The organism is Pseudomonas sp. LPB0260 (assembly GCF_013388395.1).
The window spans coordinates 718,319-738,243 of the sequence record NZ_CP058247.1; the positions used below are offsets into that span (position 1 = coordinate 718,319).

The window sequence follows — 19,925 nt, forward strand, 5'->3', positions numbered from 1 at the left end:
CTCGATGAACCCACAACAGATGACCGGGCTGGAACTCATGCAAGCCCTCGCCGCCGGCGACCTTCCCATGCCCAACATGGCCAAGACCATGCCCATGACCATGGAATCAGCCGAGGCCAACCGTGTGGTCTTCGCAGTCACCGCCGACGAGCGCCACGCCAATCCCATGGGCGGCGTGCACGGCGGTTTCGCCGCCACCGTGCTCGATTCGGTAACCGCCTGCGCCACCCATACCGTTCTGCCGGCCGGCGTGAGCTATGGCACCATCGAGCTGAACGTGAAGATGTGCAAGGCCATCCCCTTCAACCGCACGCTGCGTGCCGAAGGCAAGGTGGTCAACGCCAGCTCGCGCCTGGTGATCTCCGAAGGCAACATCCGCGACGAAGCTGGCACGCTCTACGCCTATGGCACCGCCACCTGCATGATCCTGCGCTAAGCGCCCGGGAGGACTCAGCCCGGGACCGGTCCGGAGCAGCCGGGCGGTCACTGCACTATAGTTTCCAGCTCAGCCCTTTCTGGACACAGGTCCGGGAGTTCGCATGAGCAAGGTTCATCGCGTCGCCGTGCTGGTCGGCAGCCTGCGCAAGGCCTCGATCAATCGCAGGCTGGCCCTGGCGCTGGCCGAACTGGCCCCGGCTACGCTGCAGCTGGAGCTGGTCGAAATCGGCGACCTGCCGCTGTACAACGAAGATATCGACGGCGACCAGCCGCCCCAGACCTATAGCGCCTTCCGCAGCAAACTCAAGGCGGCCGATGCCGTGCTGTTCGTCACCCCGGAATACAACCGTTCGATACCGGCGCCGATGAAGAATGCCATCGACGTCGCCTCGCGCCCGCGCGGTCAGTGCGGCTTCAGCGGCAAACCGGGGGCGGTGCTCAGTGCCTCGCCGGGCAAGGTGGGCGGCTTCGGCGCCAACCAGCATCTGCGTCAGGCCATGGTGTCGCTCGACGTGCGCCTGATGCTGGTGCCGGAAGCCTACCTCGGCGGCGCCGGCAGCTTCTTCGGCGAGGACCACCGGCTCGACGCGGACATCCAGGCGCTCCTGCAGAAGTTCATCGACGCCTTTGCACAGTGGGTGCAGCGGCACAGCGCGACCTGAGCCCGGGCTCCCTGGAACGCCGGCACATGGCCGCGACGCAGTTCGAGGAAAGCTTCTGGCTGGACGCCAACCAGGACAAGCGCCAGCTCGACGAGCTCTGCGCCGCCCTGGAGCTGCGCGCCCGCAGCGGCCGGCCGATGTCGGGCTTCCAGCTCAAGGGCGCGAGCCTCAGCGGCGTCAACTTGGTCAACCACGGCGGCCACCACGGCTACATCCTCAGCAACGCCGACCTGTACCGCGCCGATTTGCAGAACGCCCACCTGTTCGCCCTCGACCTGCGCGGCAGCTCCCTGATGAAGGCCGACCTGCGCCACGCCAACCTGCACTGCGCCGACCTGCGCGACTGCAACCTGCTTGGCGTGCGCCTGGACGGCGCCCGCCTGGACAACGTCATCTGGGACCGGCAACTGCTGCAGGAACGCAAGGGCCGCGAGCTGTACCACCGGGGCAACACCGCGGCCGCCCTGGAGCTCTTCCAGGAAGCCGAGGAGACCTACCGCAACCTGCGCCTGCACCTGGAGCGCGCCGGGCTGTTCGAGCAGGCGGGGCTGTTCTTTCACCGCGAGATGGTCGTTCGCCGCCTGCAACTGCCGCGCTACTCCGGGCAGCGCCTGCTGTCCTGGCTGGTCGACCTGTTCAGCGGCTACGGCGAGAAGCCGCTCAACGTGGTGCTGTTTTCCCTCGGGCTGATCGGCCTCTGCGGCCTGCTGTACTTCCTGGTCGGGGTCGAGCAGGGCGGCCAGCGTCTCGGCCTGGATCTCGACCATGGCCTGCTGGCCAACCTCATGGACCTGCTCGGCTGCCTGTACTTCAGCGTGGTCACCTTCACCACCCTGGGCTACGGCGACATCAGCCCCCACGGCCTGGCGCGCCCGCTCGCCGCCTTCGAGGCCTTCGTCGGCAGCTTCACCATGGCGCTGTTCGTGGTGGTGTTCGTGAAGAAGATGACCCGCTAGCACGTGAAGCGCCGAGGTCTGCCGCGGATCGGCCACTTGAGACTGGCTTTTGCGAACGCAGAAAAAAGAAAACCCCGCTTGAGCGGGGCCTTTGCAGACTGAGTCCTGACATCCGTGATCTGCACACCGTCCTGGTGGCAATCCTGCGTGTCCCTGTAGGTAGGTTTGCGCTTCCTGCGCGACGTCCATGGCTTGCAGATTACTCCCGCTCAGAAAGGGGCAGTAGTGGCAATCTGCAGCACGCGCTGTAAGCCAAAACCTACATTCGCCGCCGGGTCACCGCGTTCCTGGGTACACACCCTGCACGAGCGAAAACAGCGGAGTACCCCGGCGTACCTGCTCACTTCGGACGATCACCCAATGAGGTGTAGCCGGGCCATTGGCGTAGCAGGGTGTCGACGAACTTCTCCGCTGCAGGCGAGAGCGACGAACCGTGCCGCCGAACCAGGCCCAGCGTGCGGCTGATGACCGGATCCACCAGCGGCAGCTGGACGAGGATCGGGTGGTCCTCGGCGGGCATGGCCAGGCTGGGCAGGGCCGCAACGCCCAGGCCGGCCTCGACCATGCCCAGCGAGGTCGACAGGTGCTGCACCTCGTAGAACCAGCTGGGGCGCCAGTCCAGGTTGGCCAGACCGTGGTCCAGCAACACCCGGTTGCCGCTCAGGCGGCCGACGCCGATCAGCCGGTAGTCACTGAGCTCGCGCCAGGCCACCTGGGGCTGGTTGGCCAGCGGGTGGTCGCGGCGGCAGGCCAGCACGAAGGGTTCGTTCACCAGCGGGGTGAAGTCGATCTCGGCGCTCTGGCCACTGAGCATGTTGATGCCGAAATCCGCCTCGCCGCGCAGCACCGCCTCCAGCCCCTCGTGGGCACTGAGGTCGAGGATGCGGATGCGGATCTTCGGATACTGGCGGTTGAACTCGCGGATCACCGTCGGCAGGAAGTAGAAGGCCGCGGTGGGAATGCAGGCGAGCGTCACCTGCCCAGACTGCCGCTCCGCCAGCTCCTGAATACCCAGGATAGAACGCTCGAAGTCATCCAGCAGGCGCTGCGCCTTGGGCAGAAAGTCGCGCCCCACGGCGGTCAGGCTGACGCGCCGCGTGGTCCGGTCGAGCAACTGGGTGCCCAGCCCCTCTTCCAGCTTCTGCATGCGCCGGGTCAGCGCCGGCTGCGACAGGTGAATGGCATTGGCCGCTTCGTGAAAGCTGCCCAGCTCGGCGATTTTCACGAAGGCGCGCAGGTCCTGCAGCTCGTAATTCATGCACCACCTTTATTAATTAGTGCCTTTTATTGCCAAAGAATCATCAAGCGACCGGAGCCAAACCTTGAGTTTGCTGGGGTCACAGCGATTCGCGAGAAACCCATTCAACATTAATGTTCAAAACGCAATAAACGCAACGATATATGCAATATACAAATCAAAATCCGCCGATCAATATTCGCTTCACGCAACAAACGATAGCTTTATTGCAGCGGAGACATCATGCAAGCCATTCCTTGCGTTCTTATGCGCGGCGGCACCTCCCGGGGCCCCGTATTCCTCGCCAACCACCTGCCGAGCGATACCGCGCAACGCGATGAGCTGTTGCTGAAGATCATGGGCTCGGGGCATGAGCTGGAGATCGACGGCATCGGCGGCGGTAGCGCACAGACCAGCAAGGTCGCGATCGTCAGCACCTCCAGCCACCCTGGCGCGGATGTCGACTACCTGTTCGTGCAGGTGATGGTCAACGAGCGGCGCGTCGATACGGCGCCGAACTGCGGCAACATGCTCTGCGCCATCGGCCCGTTCGCCATCGAGCACGGCCTGGTCAATGCCGCGGCGCCGGTCACCCGGGTGCGCATCCGCAACGTCAACACCAACACCCTGATCGACTCGGAGGTCATGACCCCCAATGGCCGGGTGCGCTATGAGGGCGACACCTGCATCGATGGCGTGCCCGGCAGCGCGGCGCCGATCAAGCTGACCTTTCTCGATGCCGCCGGGGCCAAGACCGGCCGCCTACTGCCCACCGGACAGGTGCGCGACTGCTTCGACGGGGTCGAGGTGACCTGCATCGACATGGCCATGCCGATGGTGATGATGCACGCCGATGCGCTGGGCAAGAGCGGTTACGAAAGCCCTGCCGAACTGGATGCCGACCGCGAGCTGCTGGCGCGCCTGGAGAGCATCCGCCTGCAGGCCGGCCGCGCCATGGGCCTGGGCGACGTGTCGCAGATGGTCATCCCCAAGCCGGTGCTGCTGTCCCCGGCGCGCAGGGGTGGGGCGCTCAATACCCGCTACTTCATGCCGCACAACTGCCACCGCGCCTTGGCCGCCACCGGCGCCATCGGCCTGGCCAGCGCCTGCGCGCTGCCGGGCAGCATCGCCCATGACCTGGCAGCGGTCAGCGGCGCCGGCCTGGTCAGGCTGGAGCACGCCGGCGGGCAGATCGAGGTCTCCCTGGAGCCGGCCGCTGGCGACTCGCCCGAGGCCATGCGCGCCTCGCTGATCCGCACCGCCCGCCGCCTGTTCACCGGCGACGTCTACGTACCCAACGCGCGCCGCTAGCGCGAGCCAAGGGCGAGCGCTGCCTGACGCCCGTCCAGCTACTACCGAACCGACCCTCGCTGCGGCGAGCGTCACTACCCGCAACGGAGAGAAACGATGCGTTTCAATAAGAATAAGATCACCCTGGGACTGACCCTGACGCTTACCGCCAGCCTGACCCTGCCGCTCAGCGCCATGGCCCTGGACACCACCGGCCACTCCCTGGAACTGAAGGCGCGCGGCGTGCACTTCGACCGCGACTTCGAGACCGACAGCAACGACCGCACCCAATCGGCCCTGGGCCTGCAGCTCAATTACGAATCGCCCTACTTCGCCGACATGATCGGCGTCGGTGTCTCCGGTTACAGCGTCAACAAGCTGAATAACAGCGGCAGGAACACCTCCGACGTGCTTTCGGTCGACAACAACGGCGAGCTGCATGACTCCTTCGGCCAGATCGCCCAGGCCTTCGTCAAGCTCAAGTACCAGGACCTGGCCAGCGCCAAGCTCGGCCGCCAGCTGCACAAGACCCTGCTGCTTTCCAGTTCGGGTAGCCGCGCCGTGCCGAACACCTTCTCCGGCGGCAGTTTCCAGCTCATGCCGCTCAAGGGCCTGAACCTGTACGGGGCGCGCTACAACGAGTGGTCGTCGCGCTCGGACAGCTCCTTCGCGGCGTTCAAGACCGACAACTCCGCCGATGGCGCCATCGACTACATCGACAACCTGGGCGTCAGCTACGTCGCCGGGCCCTTCAGCCTCAACCTGGAACACCTGCGGGCGCAGGACTTCCTGAAGAAGACCGGCCTGGTCGCCGCGTACGACTTCAAGCTGGCCGAGCAGTCCAGCCTCAAGCTCACCGGCGGCATCCACACCTCCAGCGATGACGGCAAGCTCTTCGTCACCGGCGCCGAAAGCGCCGAACTGGACGACGAGGACGTGCTGGGCGCGAAGAACGGCGTGACCGCCAGCGACAACGACGGCCAGGGCATCTACCTGGCCGCCAACTGGAAAATCGGCAACCTCGAACTCGGCGCGGCGGCCGCCAAGTTCGACGGAGCCTGGATCGAAGACAACTTCGCCGGCGACCACGGCACCAATCCCTTCCCGACCGGCGGGGTACTGGCCGACTTCACCAACAACGACGAGAAGGTCTGGATGCTCTCGGCCGGCTACGACTGGAAAGACCATGTCAGTGGTCTGAAGACGGTCGTCAGCTACAAGAACGGTAGCGACGCCAAGAGCAGCGCCAACGCCGCCCTCGGCGAAGCGGACGAGAACGAATGGGCGTTCGACCTGACCTACCAGGTTCCGGCCATCAAGGGCCTGGCCGTTCGCTACACCTATCTCGACTACCACTCGGACAAGACCGGTCGCCTGGATGGCGTGAAGGAAGACGATACCGACCACCGCTTCTACGTCGACTACAGCTATCGCTTCTTCTGATCGAGATCACCCGGCTCCCGGCTGGGAGCTGACGAAAGACCCTTGACTCCCAGCCAAATCGTGTCGTGCTGATAGCACGGCGTTCAACTCCTGCAAACAAATCCAAGAACAGGAACACCAAGATGAAAACTGCAAGCCTCAGCAAACTACTGCCCCTCGCCTGCGCCATGCTGCTGGGCAGCTTCCAGGCCCAGGCCAACGAGCCTTCGCGTCCCGAGTGCATTGCCCCGAGCAAGCCCGGCGGCGGCTTCGACATGACCTGTAAGCTGGCCCAGGCCGGCCTCAAGGACCACAAGCTGCTCGACTCCCCCATGCGCGTCACCTACATGCCCGGCGGTATCGGCGCGGTGGCCTACAACTCCATCGCCGCCAACCGCCGCGACGAGGCCGGCACCCTGATCGCCTTCTCCGGCGCCTCGCTGCTCAACCTGGCCCTGGGCAAATACGGCCGCTACGACGAGAACGCGGTGCAGTGGCTGACCACCATCGGCACCGACTACGGCACCCTGGCGGTGCGCGAGGACTCGCCGTTCAAGACCCTCGACGATGTGGTCCAGGCGCTGAAGAAGGATCCCAAGAGCATCACCGTCGGTGGTGGCGGCAGCATCGGCGGCCAGGGCTGGGCGAAGATCGCCCTGCTGGCCAAGGCCGCCGGCGTCGATCCCCGCGAGCTGCGCTACGCCGCCTTCGAAGGCGGTGCCGAGCACTACATGGCGCTGATGGGCAAGCACGTCGACCTGGTGACCGGCAGCGCCAGCGAGATCCGCGCGCAGAAGGCCAACAAGATTCGCCCACTGGTGGTCTACAGCGAAGAGCGCCTGCCGGGCGAACTGAACAACGTGCCCACCGCCAAGGAACAGGGCTACGACATCCAGTGGCCGCTGATCCGCGGCTACTACATGGGCCCGGACGTGAAGCAGGAACACATCGACTGGTGGAAGGCGGCCTTCGCCAAACTGCAGGACTCCCCGGAGTTCCAGCAGTACCTGCAGGATCGCGATGTGATTCCGCTGGCCGTCACCGGCCCGGCCCTGAACGAACTGGTCAAGCTGCAGGTGGAGAACTACCGCAAGCTGGGCGAAGAGTTCGGCCTGGTCGGCGAGTAACGCCCTGGAGGCCGAGCCACCCCGGCGGGTGGCTCGGCCAGGAGAATTGATATGCACGATCGAATCTTTGCAGGCTGCAACCTGCTGATCTGCGCCGCCCTGGCAGCTCTGGCCTGGGGCTACCAGGCCCCCTTCGCCTACGAGCCGGTGGGGCCCAGAGCCTACCCCCTGCTGCTGCTGGCGCTGCTGATGCTTGGCGCGCTGTGCCAGCTGCTCAAGCCCGCCCGGCAGAACCGGGAAAACGCGGAACCGCCACTGGATCGGCATGTCATCGGCAAGATCGCCCTGTGCATCGGCGTGATGCTGGTCTACGCGGGGCTGTTCGAGCTGTTCGGTTTCATCCTCAGCAGCGCGCTGTTCGCCGCCGTCATGGCCTACCTGTACGGCGCCACCCGGCTGCAGAGCGGACTCGGTGGCGTGCTGATCGCCGTCGGCCTCTACCTGCTGTTCGACTATGGCCTCGATGTGCCTCTGCCCCTCGGCATGCTCACGAAACTTGGGAGCTGACCCATGGACACTCTTCACTACCTGGGCCTCGGCTTCGGCGTAGCCCTGACCCCCTATAACCTGCTGACCGCGCTGTGCGGCACCCTGATCGGCACCGTGGTCGGCCTGCTGCCGGGCCTGGGGCCGGTCAACGGCGTGGCCCTGCTGATCCCGATCGCCTTCGCCCTCGGCCTGCCGCCGGAAACCGCGCTGATCCTGCTGGCGGCGGTGTACCTGGGCTGCGAATACGGCGGGCGAATTTCCTCGATCCTGCTGAACATCCCCGGTGAAGCCTCGGCGGTGATGACCACCCTCGACGGCTACCCCCTGGCCCAGCAGGGCAAGGCCGGTATCGCCCTGTCGCTGTCGGCCTGGAGCTCCTTTATCGGCGGCACCATCGCCACCATCGGCGTGGTCCTGTTCGCCCCACTGCTGGCCAAGTGGGCGGTGGCTTTCGGGCCGGCCGAGTACTTCGTGCTGATGGTCTTCGCCGTGGCCTGCCTGGCCGGCATGGCCGATAACAAGCCGCTGAAGACGGCCATCGCCGCGCTCATCGGCCTGGTCCTGTCCTGTGTCGGCATCGACGCCAACAGCGGTGTATATCGTTTCACCTTCGGCAGCCTCGGCCTGGCCGATGGCATCCAGTTCATCGTCCTGGTGCTTGGCCTGTTCAGCATCAGCGAGATCCTGGTGCTGCTGGAGCGCACCCATCATGGCCACAAGGCGGTCTCGGCCACCGGGCGCATGCTGTTCAACCTCAAGGAAGGCGCCTCGGTGCTGGCCACCAACCTGCGCAGCGGCGTGGTCGGCTTCGTCCTCGGCGTGCTGCCCGGTGCCGGCGCGACCCTGGCCAGTGCCGTGGCCTACATGTCCGAGAAACGCATGGCGACCCGCGACAACCGGTTCGGCAAGGGCGACCTGCGCGGCCTGGCGGCGCCGGAAACCGCCAACAGCGGCGCGGCCTGTGGCTCCATGGTGCCGATGCTGACCCTCGGCGTGCCCGGCTCTGGCACCACCGCGGTGATGCTCGGCGCGCTGACGCTGTACAACATCACTCCGGGGCCGATGCTGTTCCAGAACCAGCCAGACGTCGTGTGGGGGCTGATCGCCTCGTTGTTCGTCGCCAACGTCATGCTGCTGGTGATGAACGTGCCGATGGTGCGCGTCTTTACCCGCATCCTCGCGGTGCCGACCTGGGCGCTGGTGCCGGCCATCGCCATCATCACCTCGATCGGCGTGTACGCGGTGCATTCCACCACCTTCGACCTGTTCCTGATGATCGGCATCGGCGTATGCGGCTACATCCTGCGCAAGCTCGATTACTCGCTGTCGGCGGTACTGCTCGGTTTCATCCTGGGCGGGATGATGGAGGACAACCTGCGCCGTGCGCTGTCACTGTCCAACGGCGAGCTGAGCATCCTCTGGGGCAGCCCGATCACCCTGGCGGTGTGGGCGCTGGTGGCACTGATGGTGGCCTTACCGATGCTGCGCGCCTGGCGTGGTCGCCAACGCGCCGCCCTGCAGGCCGCCAGCTGAGGCTCGTCGCATACCCGAGGAGGGCAAGGGCGAGTTACTCGCCCTTGCAGCACAGACCATGCATATCGCCATACCCGACGACTACCAGCACGTCATTCGCTCCCTCGACTGTTTCTCCCGGCTCGAGGGTCACCGGGTCAGCCTGTTTCATGACGCCCAGAGCGACCTGGAAGTGCTGGCGCAGCGCTTCGCCGACGCCGACGCCCTGGTGCTGACCCGCGAGCGTACGCGGATCGATGCCGATCTGCTGGCGCGCCTGCCCCGCCTCAAGCTGATCAGCCAGACCGGCAAGGTTGGCCCCCATGTCGACCTCGAGGCCTGCACCGCTCGGGGTGTCGCGGTGATGGAGGGCCGCGGTTCGCCCATCGCCCCGGCGGAACTGACCTGGGCACTGATACTCAACGCCCGGCGCCAGCTGCTGCCGGCCATCCAGGGCCTGTACGCGGGGCACTGGCAGACCAATCTCGGCGAACGCCTGTATGGCCAGACCCTGGGCATCTGGGGTTACGGGCGGATCGGCCAGCGCCTGGCGCGCTACGCCCAGGCCTTCGAGATGTCCGTGGTGGTATGGGGCAGCCAGGCCTCGCGGGACGCGGCGGTGCGCGATGGCCATCGTGCCGCCGACTCCAGGCAGGCGTTCTTTGCCGAGGTCGATGTCCTCAGCCTCCACCTGCGGCTGACGGAGAGCACCCGGCATTGCGTTGCCCGCGACGACCTGCTGCAGATGAAACCCGGCGCCCTGCTGGTCAACACCAGCCGTGCGCAACTGCTCGCCCCAGGCGCCTTGCTCGAGGCATTGAGCGCAGGCCGTCCCGGGTATGCGGCACTGGACGTACTGGAAGATGAGCCGGTGCTGGACGAAGCCCATCCACTGCTCAACCACCCACGGGTCCTCTGCACACCGCACCTGGGCTACGTCGAAAAGCACAGCTACGAGCTGTATTTCGGCGATGCCTTCGCCAACGTGCAGGCGTTCTTCAGTGGCGAGCCTTGCGAGCTGGTCAACCCCAGGGCGCGGCCACGTTGCCCGCCAGAACAGCCGAGCACAGCCGGCCTATTTGGCGGGCAAGGCGACAGCTGATCACTCATCGAAGACATCAATCAACTGCGGCCTGGGCCTGAAAGTCACCCCAGCCGGGAGAGCCTCAGCGTGCACCTTTCACTGAAGAAGAAGATCCTGCTGCTTACCTTGGTTCCGCTACTGCTATTCGCCGCCGTCTTGAGCGGCACTGCCAGCCAGGTGCTGATCGGCCTAGCGGAATCCGAAGTGACCGAGGCGCGGGAGCGTCTGCTAGAGGAAAGCCGCTCCCGCCTCATTGACTACGCCAGCATCGCCCAGAGCATGCTCGCGCCCCTCTACCAGGAGACCGCAGAGGGCGATATGCGGAGTCGGGCGCAGGCCGTGCGCCTGCTGTCCGCGATCAAGTACGGCAAGGACGGTTATTTCTTCGGCTACGACAGCGATGTGGTGCGCATCTTTCGCGGCGACAGCAGCGAAGGCGTAGGCACCAACATGCGCGACCGCAAGGACAAGAACGGGGTATACCTCAACCGCGACATGGTCGCTGCGGCCAAGGACGGCACGCATTTCATCCACTACACCGGCGCAGTGGTCGGCACTGATCAGGTCGTCCCCAAGCTAGCCTACGGCTTCTACCTGCCCAAGTGGGACCTCGTGGTGCTCACCGCGGTCAATCTCGATGGCATAGACGCCCAGGTGGCGCAGATACGCCAGCGAATTGAGGCACGCACCGAAGGCATCGTCAGCATCATCGTGGCGGTCGCGCTGGCTGCGATCCTGGTGCTGGGCGCCCTCGCTCCGTTCATGGTCAAAGCCAGCCTACGGCCACTGGGCAAAATCAGCGCCAGCCTCGACGAAATCGCCTCCGGCGAAGGGGACCTCACCCAGCGTCTGCCAGTCACCAGCCGGGATGAGATCGGCCAGTTGGCCGGCTCGTTCAATCGCTTCCTCGACAGCATTCATGGGCTGGTACGGCAGATCACCGATATCACGGCAGAGCTGACCACCCGGGGCGCCCAAGTAACGACCCAGGCTCGACGCGCCGAGCAGGCGATGCAACAACAGCGGCAGGAAACCGATCAGGTCGCCACTGCGATCAATGAGATGTCGGCGTCGGCACTGGAGGTTTCGGCCAGCGCCCAGCGCGCGGCCAATGCGGCCCAGGAGGCCGACAGGCAAGGTCGGGACGCCAGGCATGTGGTCGATGGCAGCATCGAGCACATTCACGGTCTGGTGACCGACATCCAGACCAGCAGCGGGTCGCTGGACAGCTTGCAGGAGGACGTATCGTCCATCTCCAATGTGCTGGATGTGATTCGCTCGATCGCCGAACAGACCAATCTTCTGGCGCTCAACGCCGCGATCGAGGCCGCCCGCGCCGGCGATGCCGGCCGCGGCTTTGCGGTCGTCGCCGATGAGGTCCGTGCGTTGGCGGGCAGGACCCAGCAGAGCACCCAGGAAATCCAAGCCATGATCGACCGACTGCAGGGCGGTACCCGAAACGCCGTCGCGGCGATGGGTCAGTCCAGCGAAGCCGGCAGACGTGCCAGCGAGCATGCCAACCAGGCCGAACGCGCCCTGGTCACCATCGCCGACCTGATTGCCACCATCAATGCAATGAACGCCCAGATAGCCTGCGCAGCCGAAGAGCAGACCTCGGTCGCCGAACAGATCAATCGCAGCGTTCAACAGATCGCCCAGTCCGTCGATCAAGTCGCCGACGAAACGCTGCGCAGCACCCAGACGATTGAAGCCTTGAACGCTCTGGGCGGGCGTCTCGGAACCTTGGTGCACAGGTTCAAGGTCTGAGCCTCACTGGCTGGTCAGACGCACGGTGCCCGCCCAGCACTGGCCAATGAAGAGCAAAAAGCCCCGGCACTGGGCCGGGGCTTTCTTGTTGCTGAAGGCCGCTTAGAACTGCGACGCGTCGAGCAGGTACAGGCTCTCGCTGCCGGCCTTGACCGAGGCGCTGAGCGAGTGGATGCGCGGCAGCAGGCGGGCGAAGTAGAAGCGCGCGGTGCCGAGCTTGCTGGCGTAGAAGTCGTCCTCGCCTTCCTTGCCCAGGGCGGCCTTGGCCATCAACGCCCACATGTAGGCGTAGGCGGTGTAGCCGAACACGTGCAGGTACTCGACCGAGGCGGCGCCGATCTCGTTCGGGTTGACCTTGGCCCGCTCCAGCAGGTCGGCGGTCATCTGCTCGAGGTTGGCGATGGCGCCCTTGAGCGGCTCGGTGAACTCGGCCAGGCTGCTGTCGGCCGAGTCGGTGAAGGCCTTGATCTCTTCGGCGAAGTGCTTGTAGAAGGCACCGCCGCTGCCGATCACCTTGCGCCCGACCAGGTCGAGCGCCTGGATGCCGTTGGTGCCTTCGTAGATCTGGGTGATGCGGCAGTCGCGCACCAGCTGCTCCTGGCCCCACTCACGGATGAAGCCGTGGCCGCCGAACACCTGCTGGCCGTGGATGGTGGTCTCCAGGCCCATGTCGGTGAGGAAGGCCTTGGCCACCGGAGTCAGCAGGGCCACCAGTTCCTCGGCGCGCTTGCGCGTGGCGGCGTCTTCGCTGAACTTGGCGGTGTCCAGTTGCATGGCCACGTAGCTGGAGAAGGCGCGACCACCCTCGTTCAGCGCCTTCATGGTCAGCAGCATGCGCCGTACATCGGGATGGACGATGATCGGGTCGGCGACCTTGTCCTTCTCCTGCGGGCCGGTCGGCGCGCGGCTCTGGATGCGCTCGCGGGCGTACTCGATGGCGCTCTGGTAGGAACGCTCGCCGGTGGCCAGGCCCTGGATGCCGACGCCCAGGCGCTCGTAGTTCATCATGGTGAACATGGCCGCCAGGCCCTTGTTCGGCGCATCGATGATCCAGCCGGTGGCGCCGTCGAAGTTCATCACGCAGGTGGCCGAGGCCTTGATGCCCATCTTGTGTTCGATGGAGCCGCAAGACAGGCTGTTCTTCTCACCCAGCGAGCCGTCGGCATTGACCAGGAACTTGGGCACCAGGAACAGCGAGATGCCCTTCGGCCCTGCCGGGGCGTCCGGCAGCTTGGCCAGCACCAGGTGAATGATGTTCTCGGTGAGGTCGTGCTCGCCGCCGGTGATGAAGATCTTGGTGCCGCTGATCTTGTAGCTGCCGTCGGCCTGGGGCTCGGCCTTGGTGCGAATGATGCCCAGGTCGGTGCCGGCGTGCGGCTCGGTCAGGCACATGGAGCCCGCCCAGGTGCCTTCGTACATCTTCGGCAGGTACTGCTGCTTGAGCTCTTCGCTGGCGTGGGCATGGATCGACAGGCAGGCGCCCGCCGTCAGCATGGGATAGAGGCCAAAGGACAGGTTGGCCGAGTTGACCATCTCCTCGACCTGGGCCGAGATCACCTTGGGCATGCCCATGCCACCGAATGCCGGATCGCCGCCGACACCGACCCAGCCGCCTTCGGCGTAGGCCCGGTAGGCTGCGGGGAAGCCGGCCGGGGTGCGCACGGCGCCGTTGTCCCAGGAGCAACCTTCCTCGTCGCCGCTGCGGTTCAGCGGGGCGATCAGCCCGGCGGTGACCTTGCCGGCCTCCTCGAGGATCGCACTGGCGGTGTCTTCATCCACCACCTCGGCCAGGGCCGGCAGTTCGGCCCACAGCTTGGATACTTCGAACACTTCGTTGAGCACGAAGCGCATGTCGCGCAGGGGAGCTTGGTAATCAGCCATGGGAAATCCTCGAACATACCAACGGACTTACAACAGGATTGAGAGCCTACCAAGGAAACATTCGATACGCATAAGGTCTTTTTGTGACCAATCGTAATTCCCGCGTCACGAAATCACTTCCACGCGCCAGAACCAGGTGCTCGGCTGTTCGCCCGAATCACAACTCGCCAACCCCTCCAGCCGGCTCAGTCGGCACTGTGGCTGGCCAGCCAGTCCCATAACTTCTGCGCCGGTTCGCGCAGCTGGCGCCTGCGCGGGCGCACCAGCCAGAAGCGCTCCGGGGTGGCCACGAACAGGTCGAAGACCGGCACCAGGCCGAGGCGAACCTCCCGCTGCCAGCGCATGAACAGGTTGCGGTGGGCCAGGGCAATGCCCATGCCCTGGCGCGCCAATTCCAGCGCCATCACCTGGGTGTCGCAACTGACCCGATGGGTGCGCCGCTCCAGCTCCGGGACCCCGGCCGCCGTCAGCCAGGCGCGCCAGCCGACGGCGAAACCCACCGAATGCAGCAGCGTCTCGCCGGCCAGATCCTGGGGACGCTGCAGGCGGGCCGCCAGCTCCGGCGCGGCCAGGGCCATCATCTGCTCTTCGCCCTGGCCCAACGCGATGCACTCGAACTCATCCCAGTCGCCGCGGCCGTAGCGGATCTCCATGTCGGCGCCCTCGCTGCCGAAGTCATTGATCCAGAAGCCGCTGGCCAGGTGCAGGGCCACCTCGGGATGGGCACGGTGAAAGCCGATCAGCCGCGGCGCCAGCCAGGCCTGCTGGGCCAGGGGCGTGGCGCGCAGCGTCACCGGGGCATCCCGCGACAGGCCGAACACCTCGGCCGTGCTGTCGCGCAGACGAGCGAAGGCCGCCTGGATCGACGGCAGCCAGGCCTGCCCGGCCAGGGTCAGGCTCAGGCTGCGCGGATGGCGCACGAACAGTTGCTGGCCAAGCCGGTCCTCCAGCAGGCGGATGCGCTGGCTGACGGCCGACTGGGTGATGTTCAGCTCGCGCCCCGCGGCGGTGAAGCTCAGGGTTCGGGCCGCCACCTCGAACGCCTCCAGCCACAACAGTGGCGGCAATTCCTGGCTCGAGCCCGGCAAGCCTGGCAGCAGGCCACTTGTGACCGAAGCGTAGAGAGGATCGGAACGATGGGCATCTGGCATGACGAAGGCTCCGGGGATACAGACAATGCCGCCAGCATAGCGGCATAAGGCAAAGATAGGTATTAGCTCAGCTTGGCCTTAGAGCACGAAATGATCGTTTGTCAGGCTACCCGGCAAGCCCCACTCTAGACCCGCACCTGGCCTTGGCCGCAGCGCAACTCCTCGGCTGGCCCAGTTCCCTTTACACGCGATGCGCTCTAGCGGAGACACCCGATGACTGCCAGCCTCACCCCCCCAGCCGCAGCCGCCGATTCACTGGGCAGCTCGGTCGACATGAAGGAGTATGGCCACTACGCCAACTCGTTGCCGATCATCGCGGCGCGCTACCAGGACTCAGCCGTACAGGTCGACTGGCAGGTGCTGGAGACCATCGAGAGTGCGGAATTCCCGCTGCTGTGGCTGCGCGATCACTGCGCCTGCGATGTCTGCCGCCATCCGCAGACCTACGAGCGCACCCAGTTCATCCTCGACCTCGATCCGGCAGTCCTGGAAGTCGCCCCGTCTATCTGCGTAGCGGGTGGTCACTTGGCGCTGACCTGGGGCGACGGCCACCTGAGCCGCTTCGATGCCGGCTGGCTGTACCAGCTGCGCCCGCACCAGCAGGCCTGGCAACCGAGCATCGTGCCGGCGAACGTCGCCTGGGCCGAGGACTTCGTCCCTCACCGCACCGACTTCGCCGACTACATGGCCGGCGGCAGCGCGCGCCTGGAATGGCTGCATGCGCTATGCCGCGATGGCTTTGCCATTTTGCAGAACGGCCCGAGCGAAGGCGGCGAGATCGACCAGGTGGCCGCTATCATCGGCCCGATTCACGCCACCAACTTCGGCGGCCGCTTCGAGGTGTTCAGCAAGCCCAAGCCGAACAATGCGGCCTACACCTCGATCGGCCTGGAACTGCACACCGACCTGACCAACTGGAAGAGCCCGCCGGATATCCAGATGCTCTACTGCCTGGCCAACGACGCCCAGGGCGGCGAGTCGATCTTCGCCGATGGCGTTGCGGTGGCCGAGGCGCTGCGCGCCCAGGACCCGGAGGCCTTCCGCCTGCTGGCCGACACCTCGATCGACTGCCGCTTCGCCGACGAGGAGAGCGACATCGTCACCCGTGCGACCGTCATCCGTCTCGACGAGAACGACCAGGTCATCGAGGTACGCTTCAACAACTGGCTACGCGACAGCCTGCGCCTGCCACCGGCGCAGATCATGCCGTGGTACCGCGCCTATATGGCCTTCTGGAAGATCCTGCGCTCGCCGCGTTACCGCCTCGACCTGCGCCTGGGCGCCGGCGAAATGGTCGCCTTCGACAACCGCCGGGTACTGCACGGGCGCAAGAGCTTCGACCCGCAGACCGGACGGCGTCACCTGCAAGGCTGCTATGTGCACTACGACATGGTCGAGTCGGCCCTGCGGGTCACCGCTCGCCAGTCCGCAGGGGTCGGCACCGAGTAGGCTGACAAGGCCTGAACGACACCCGCTCCAACAGACAAAGCCCGCCAAATGGCGGGCTTTGTCTTGGGTTGGCGCTGTTCAGTGCTCGCTTACCCAGTCGACACGCCACTGGCCGGAAACCGCCTCGGCGCTGCTGCCGGCTCAGGCACTCGCCCCGCGCAACCTGACCGCGCCGCGCCGTTGACCGTGGCTGCGGATGCAGTTGCGTCCGGCGCCCTTGGCGCTGTACAGGGCCTGGTCGGCCGCCTTGATCACTTCTTCCGGGTTGCCTTGCAGCGTGCCGCGCTCGGCCACCCCCATGCTCAGCGTCACCGACACTTCGCCGGCACCGGTCCGGCCGCGGCGCCGCCGGCCCTGCTGGTCATCCTCCGGGCGGCTCTGCTTGTCACGCAGCTGCAGGCGATAGCTTTCCACCGCCTGACGCACCGCCTCCAGATGGGGCAGGCACTCCTCGATAGTCCGGCCCGGGAACACCAGGGTGAACTCCTCACCGCCGTAGCGGTAAGCCTTGCCGCCACCACCGACCTTGCGCAGCTGGCTGGCGACGAGACGCAACACCTGGTCGCCGACATCATGACCATGGCTGTCGTTGAACTTCTTGAAGTGATCGACGTCCGCCATGGCGATCACATAGCTGCGGCCCAGGCGTTGCAGGCGCTCGTTCAGCGCGCGCCGGCCCGGCAAGCCGGTCAGCTCATCGCGAAAGGCCATCTGGTAGGCCTCATGGGCCACCGCCGCGACCAGCATCAGCATCACCTGACTGCTCATCACATTCAGCGCATGGGGCTGGGTGAAGATATTCGGCAGCATCCACAACAGGCCGACCAAGCCCAGCAGCTGCGCCGCATGCAGTGGGCGCGGAGCACGCAGGTACTGCACCAGCAGGAGGATGAAACCGAGCAGGAACAAGGGATAGGCCAACTGCACCAGGCTCATCCACTCGCCATGCAGGGCCGGCCAGCGGATCACCGCCAGCCACTGCAACAGCGCCTGCGGATAGCGCTGCGCCAGCGCCAGGGCGACGCTCCCCAGCGCCAGCAGCACCGCGGCACGGGCCACCAGGTCCTGCAGCAGATGGGTACGCTCGCGCCACGCCGCGTACATGCCGTAGAGCAGTGGCAGCAGCACGCTGCACAGGTGGAAGACCAACGCCGCATCGCCGCGCACCCGGCCCTCGGCGCGGTAGTAATCGAGCTGAATATCCAGGAGGAAGTAGCCCAGGTAAAGCACCAGCAGCAGGAACAGCTCACGCTGGCGGCCGTACACCAGGCAGAAGGTTCCGCCCAGCAGCAGCAGCAGGGTCGGCAGCACGTTGAACAGGGAGGTGAAGAATTCGCTCAGGCTCGGCAGTCCGCCCGCCAGCATGCCGCCACTGAGCAGCAGCAGCGAGGGCAGAAAATGGCTGAGGCGCACGGCAGCGAGGCGCGACAAGGCAAACTCCAGAGACAACACCGACAGCGCTGAGGAGCTGGCATTTTGCCAGACAGACCCCGAACCAATACTTGGCCCAGTGCACAAATTGCGCACGTGGCGTCGCAGGGCCTCGTTCGATCCGCGCCCGCAGAACGGGCATAAAAAAACCGCCGCCTTTCGGCAGCGGTTCTTCAGTGGAGCGCGCGACCGGACTCAGTAGCCCAGGGCGAAATCCTCTTCGCTCATGTCCATCAGGTTGTTGGCACCGGACAGCATGGTTTCGGCGTGGGCGCGGGTACGCGGCAGGATGCGCTGGAAGTAGAAGCGCGCGGTCTGCAGCTTGGCCTTGTAGAACGCCGCGTCTTCAGTGCCGGCAGCCAGCTTCTCGGCGGCCAGGCGCGCCATGTCGGCCCAGAAGTACGCCAGGCAGGCATAACCGGAGTACATCAGGTAGTCCACCGATGCGGCGCCGACTTCTTCGCGGTCCTTCATCGCGGCCATACCGACCTTCATGGTCAGCTCGCCCCACTCCTTGTTCAGCTTGGCCAGGGGCTCGACGAACTCCTTGACCGCGTCGTTGCCTTCGTTGCTCTGGCAGAACTTGTGGACGATCTTGGTGAAGCCCTTCAGCGCCTCGCCCTGGGTCATGAGGATCTTGCGACCCAGCAGGTCGAGGGCCTGAACGCCGGTGGTACCTTCGTACATCATGGAGATGCGGCAGTCACGCAGGTTCTGCTCCATGCCCCACTCGCTGATGAAGCCGTGGCCACCGTAGATCTGCATGCCGTGGGAGGCGGACTCGAAGCCCACTTCGGTCATGAAGGCCTTGGCGATCGGGGTGAGGAAGGCCAGCAGCGCGTCGGCCTGCTTCTTCTCGGCCTCGTCCTGGCTGTACTTGACGATGTCGACCTGCTTGGCGGTGAAGTAGACCATGGCGCGGTTGCCTTCGGCGAACGCCTTCATGGTCAACAGCATGCGGCGCACGTCCGGATGCACGATGATCGGGTCGGCGGCCTTGTCCGGCGCCTTCGGGCCGGTCAGGGAACGCATCTGCAGACGCTCGCGGGCATACTTCAGGCCACCCTGGAAGGCCAGCTCGGCATGGGCCACGCCCTGCAGCGCGGTACCCAGGCGGGCGGTGTTCATGAAGGTGAACATGCAGTTCAGGCCCTTGTTGGCCGGGCCGATCAGGTAGCCAGTAGCGCCGTCGAAGTTCATCACGCAGGTGGCGTTACCGTGGATGCCCATCTTGTGCTCGATCGAGCCACAGGTCACGGCATTGCGCTCGCCTACGCCGCCTTCGGCATTCGGCAGGAACTTCGGCACGATGAACAGGGAAATACCCTTGGTGCCGGCCGGAGCGTCGGGCAGGCGGGCCAGGACGATATGGACGATGTTATCGGCCATGTCGTGCTCACCGGCGGAGATGAAGATCTTGGTGCCGCTGACCTTGTAGCTGCCGTCGGCCTGAGGCTCGGCCTTGGTGCGCAGCATGCCCAGGTCGGTGCCGCAGTGCGGCTCGGTCAGGCACATGGTGCCGGTCCACTCGCCGGACACCAGCTTGGTCAGGTAGGTGTGCTTCTGCTCGTCGGTGCCGTGGGCGTCCAGGGTGTTCATCGCACCATGGGACAGGCCCGGGTACATGCCCCACGACCAGTTGGCGGTACCGACCATCTCGCTCAGCACCAGGCCGAGCGACTCCGGCAGGCCCTGGCCGCCGTGGTTGACGTCATGGGCCAGGCTCGGCCAGCCACCTTCGACATACTGTTTGTAGGCTTCCTTGAAACCGGTCGGGGTCTTCACGCCCGACTCGCTCCAGGTGCAGCCTTCGGTATCACCCACACGGTTCAGCGGCGACAGCACCTGCTCACAGAACTTGGCGCCCTCTTCGAGGATGGCGTCGACCATGTCCGGAGTAGCGTCTTGGCAGCCAGGCAGGCTCTGATAGTGCGCTTCGTAGCCGAGCAGTTCGTCGCGAACGAAACGAATATCACGCAAGGGGGCCTTGTAATCAGGCATAGCGGTTAACCTCTGCGGTGGACTCTGA

General features: G+C 65.5%; 16 protein-coding genes and 1 pseudogene. 12 read left to right on the plus strand and 5 right to left on the minus strand.

All coding sequences use genetic code 11. The features are described 5' to 3' along the window. The first annotated feature begins 4 nt into the window (after positions 1-4). The 3 genes from LPB260_RS03100 (at position 5) to LPB260_RS03110 (ending at position 2,056) form a co-directional block, all read left to right on the plus strand. Positions 5-436 carry a PaaI family thioesterase gene (locus tag LPB260_RS03100; protein WP_208707175.1) on the plus strand — a complete coding sequence of 144 codons (432 nt, stop codon included), beginning with the start codon at positions 5-7 and terminating at the stop codon, positions 434-436. A 103-nt stretch (positions 437-539) separates the two neighbouring features. Then, positions 540-1,100: an NADPH-dependent FMN reductase gene (locus LPB260_RS03105; protein ID WP_208707176.1), complete on the plus strand. Its 561-nt coding sequence runs from the start codon at positions 540-542 to the stop codon at positions 1,098-1,100. Between the two features lie 26 nt (positions 1,101-1,126). Next, positions 1,127-2,056, plus strand: a complete 930-nt coding sequence (locus LPB260_RS03110) for an ion channel (protein ID WP_208707177.1) — start codon at positions 1,127-1,129, stop codon at positions 2,054-2,056. A gap of 340 nt (positions 2,057-2,396) precedes the next feature. Here LPB260_RS03110 and LPB260_RS03115 read toward each other — a convergent pair whose 3' ends face one another. Then, positions 2,397-3,314, minus strand: a complete 918-nt coding sequence (locus LPB260_RS03115) for a LysR family transcriptional regulator (RefSeq protein WP_208707178.1) — start codon at positions 3,312-3,314, stop codon at positions 2,397-2,399. Between the two features lie 222 nt (positions 3,315-3,536). Between LPB260_RS03115 and LPB260_RS03120 the strand changes: the two genes are divergently transcribed. The 8 genes and pseudogenes from LPB260_RS03120 to LPB260_RS29290 all read left to right on the plus strand — a co-directional run bounded on the left by LPB260_RS03120 (position 3,537) and on the right by LPB260_RS29290 (position 11,984). Beyond that, positions 3,537-4,604 (plus strand): 4-oxalomesaconate tautomerase, encoded by a 1,068-nt coding sequence (locus LPB260_RS03120; protein WP_208707179.1) that lies wholly within the window; start codon positions 3,537-3,539, stop codon positions 4,602-4,604. A gap of 96 nt (positions 4,605-4,700) precedes the next feature. Next, a complete protein-coding gene (locus tag LPB260_RS03125; RefSeq protein WP_208707180.1) occupies positions 4,701-6,026 on the plus strand; it encodes an OprD family outer membrane porin in 1,326 nt (441 codons plus the stop codon). 122 nt (positions 6,027-6,148) lie between these two features. Then, positions 6,149-7,132: a tripartite tricarboxylate transporter substrate binding protein gene (locus LPB260_RS03130; RefSeq protein WP_208707181.1), complete on the plus strand. Its 984-nt coding sequence runs from the start codon at positions 6,149-6,151 to the stop codon at positions 7,130-7,132. 51 nt (positions 7,133-7,183) lie between these two features. After that, complete coding sequence (locus tag LPB260_RS03135) at positions 7,184-7,639, plus strand: tripartite tricarboxylate transporter TctB family protein (protein ID WP_208707182.1); 456 nt, start codon at positions 7,184-7,186, stop codon at positions 7,637-7,639. Between the two features lie 3 nt (positions 7,640-7,642). Further along, the gene (locus LPB260_RS03140; protein ID WP_208707183.1) at positions 7,643-9,154 is read left to right on the plus strand and encodes a tripartite tricarboxylate transporter permease; all 1,512 of its coding nucleotides are present in this window, start codon (positions 7,643-7,645) and stop codon (positions 9,152-9,154) included. Between the two features lie 58 nt (positions 9,155-9,212). Further along, positions 9,213-10,235 carry a D-2-hydroxyacid dehydrogenase family protein gene (locus tag LPB260_RS03145; protein WP_208707184.1) on the plus strand — a complete coding sequence of 341 codons (1,023 nt, stop codon included), beginning with the start codon at positions 9,213-9,215 and terminating at the stop codon, positions 10,233-10,235. Between the two features lie 186 nt (positions 10,236-10,421). Continuing rightward, a pseudogene (locus LPB260_RS29285) lies at positions 10,422-11,126 on the plus strand (cache domain-containing protein); the annotation flags it as partial. Positions 11,127-11,228: 102 nt separating this feature from the next. Then, a complete protein-coding gene (locus tag LPB260_RS29290) occupies positions 11,229-11,984 on the plus strand; it encodes a methyl-accepting chemotaxis protein (RefSeq protein ID WP_371926162.1) in 756 nt (251 codons plus the stop codon). Positions 11,985-12,086: 102 nt separating this feature from the next. Here the strand turns inward: LPB260_RS29290 and LPB260_RS03155 are convergent, their stop codons facing one another. Further along, positions 12,087-13,865, minus strand: a complete 1,779-nt coding sequence (locus LPB260_RS03155; protein WP_208707186.1) for an acyl-CoA dehydrogenase C-terminal domain-containing protein — start codon at positions 13,863-13,865, stop codon at positions 12,087-12,089. A gap of 185 nt (positions 13,866-14,050) precedes the next feature. Next, a complete protein-coding gene (locus LPB260_RS03160) occupies positions 14,051-15,016 on the minus strand; it encodes a LysR substrate-binding domain-containing protein (protein WP_208707187.1) in 966 nt (321 codons plus the stop codon). A gap of 213 nt (positions 15,017-15,229) precedes the next feature. On the opposite strand from LPB260_RS03160, the gene LPB260_RS03165 reads away from it, so the two are divergent. Beyond that, positions 15,230-16,465: a TauD/TfdA family dioxygenase gene (locus LPB260_RS03165; protein WP_218281500.1), complete on the plus strand. Its 1,236-nt coding sequence runs from the start codon at positions 15,230-15,232 to the stop codon at positions 16,463-16,465. Between the two features lie 141 nt (positions 16,466-16,606). Here LPB260_RS03165 and LPB260_RS03170 read toward each other — a convergent pair whose 3' ends face one another. Next, a complete protein-coding gene (locus LPB260_RS03170) occupies positions 16,607-17,896 on the minus strand; it encodes a diguanylate cyclase (protein ID WP_208707188.1) in 1,290 nt (429 codons plus the stop codon). Positions 17,897-18,091: 195 nt separating this feature from the next. Then, positions 18,092-19,897, minus strand: a complete 1,806-nt coding sequence (locus LPB260_RS03175; protein WP_208707189.1) for an acyl-CoA dehydrogenase C-terminal domain-containing protein — start codon at positions 19,895-19,897, stop codon at positions 18,092-18,094. Positions 19,898-19,925: the final 28 nt, after the last annotated feature.

What these genes read in the sequence shown, in the direction of transcription:
- LPB260_RS03105 (WP_208707176.1), top strand. Translation starts at nt 540, where the DNA reads ATGAGCAAGGTTCATCGCGTCGCCGTGCTGGTCGGCAGCCTGCGCAAG.
- LPB260_RS03160 (WP_208707187.1), bottom strand. Translation starts at nt 15,016, where the DNA reads ATGCCAGATGCCCATCGTTCCGATCCTCTCTACGCTTCGGTCACAAGT.
- LPB260_RS03120 (WP_208707179.1), top strand. Translation starts at nt 3,537, where the DNA reads ATGCAAGCCATTCCTTGCGTTCTTATGCGCGGCGGCACCTCCCGGGGC.
- LPB260_RS03100 (WP_208707175.1), top strand. Translation starts at nt 5, where the DNA reads ATGAACCCACAACAGATGACCGGGCTGGAACTCATGCAAGCCCTCGCC.
- LPB260_RS03135 (WP_208707182.1), top strand. Translation starts at nt 7,184, where the DNA reads ATGCACGATCGAATCTTTGCAGGCTGCAACCTGCTGATCTGCGCCGCC.
- LPB260_RS29290 (WP_371926162.1), top strand. Translation starts at nt 11,229, where the DNA reads ATGCAACAACAGCGGCAGGAAACCGATCAGGTCGCCACTGCGATCAAT.
- LPB260_RS03145 (WP_208707184.1), top strand. Translation starts at nt 9,213, where the DNA reads ATGCATATCGCCATACCCGACGACTACCAGCACGTCATTCGCTCCCTC.
- LPB260_RS03155 (WP_208707186.1), bottom strand. Translation starts at nt 13,865, where the DNA reads ATGGCTGATTACCAAGCTCCCCTGCGCGACATGCGCTTCGTGCTCAAC.
- LPB260_RS03165 (WP_218281500.1), top strand. Translation starts at nt 15,230, where the DNA reads ATGACTGCCAGCCTCACCCCCCCAGCCGCAGCCGCCGATTCACTGGGC.
- LPB260_RS03125 (WP_208707180.1), top strand. Translation starts at nt 4,701, where the DNA reads ATGCGTTTCAATAAGAATAAGATCACCCTGGGACTGACCCTGACGCTT.
- LPB260_RS03175 (WP_208707189.1), bottom strand. Translation starts at nt 19,897, where the DNA reads ATGCCTGATTACAAGGCCCCCTTGCGTGATATTCGTTTCGTTCGCGAC.
- LPB260_RS03110 (WP_208707177.1), top strand. Translation starts at nt 1,127, where the DNA reads ATGGCCGCGACGCAGTTCGAGGAAAGCTTCTGGCTGGACGCCAACCAG.
- LPB260_RS03140 (WP_208707183.1), top strand. Translation starts at nt 7,643, where the DNA reads ATGGACACTCTTCACTACCTGGGCCTCGGCTTCGGCGTAGCCCTGACC.
- LPB260_RS03130 (WP_208707181.1), top strand. Translation starts at nt 6,149, where the DNA reads ATGAAAACTGCAAGCCTCAGCAAACTACTGCCCCTCGCCTGCGCCATG.
- LPB260_RS03115 (WP_208707178.1), bottom strand. Translation starts at nt 3,314, where the DNA reads ATGAATTACGAGCTGCAGGACCTGCGCGCCTTCGTGAAAATCGCCGAG.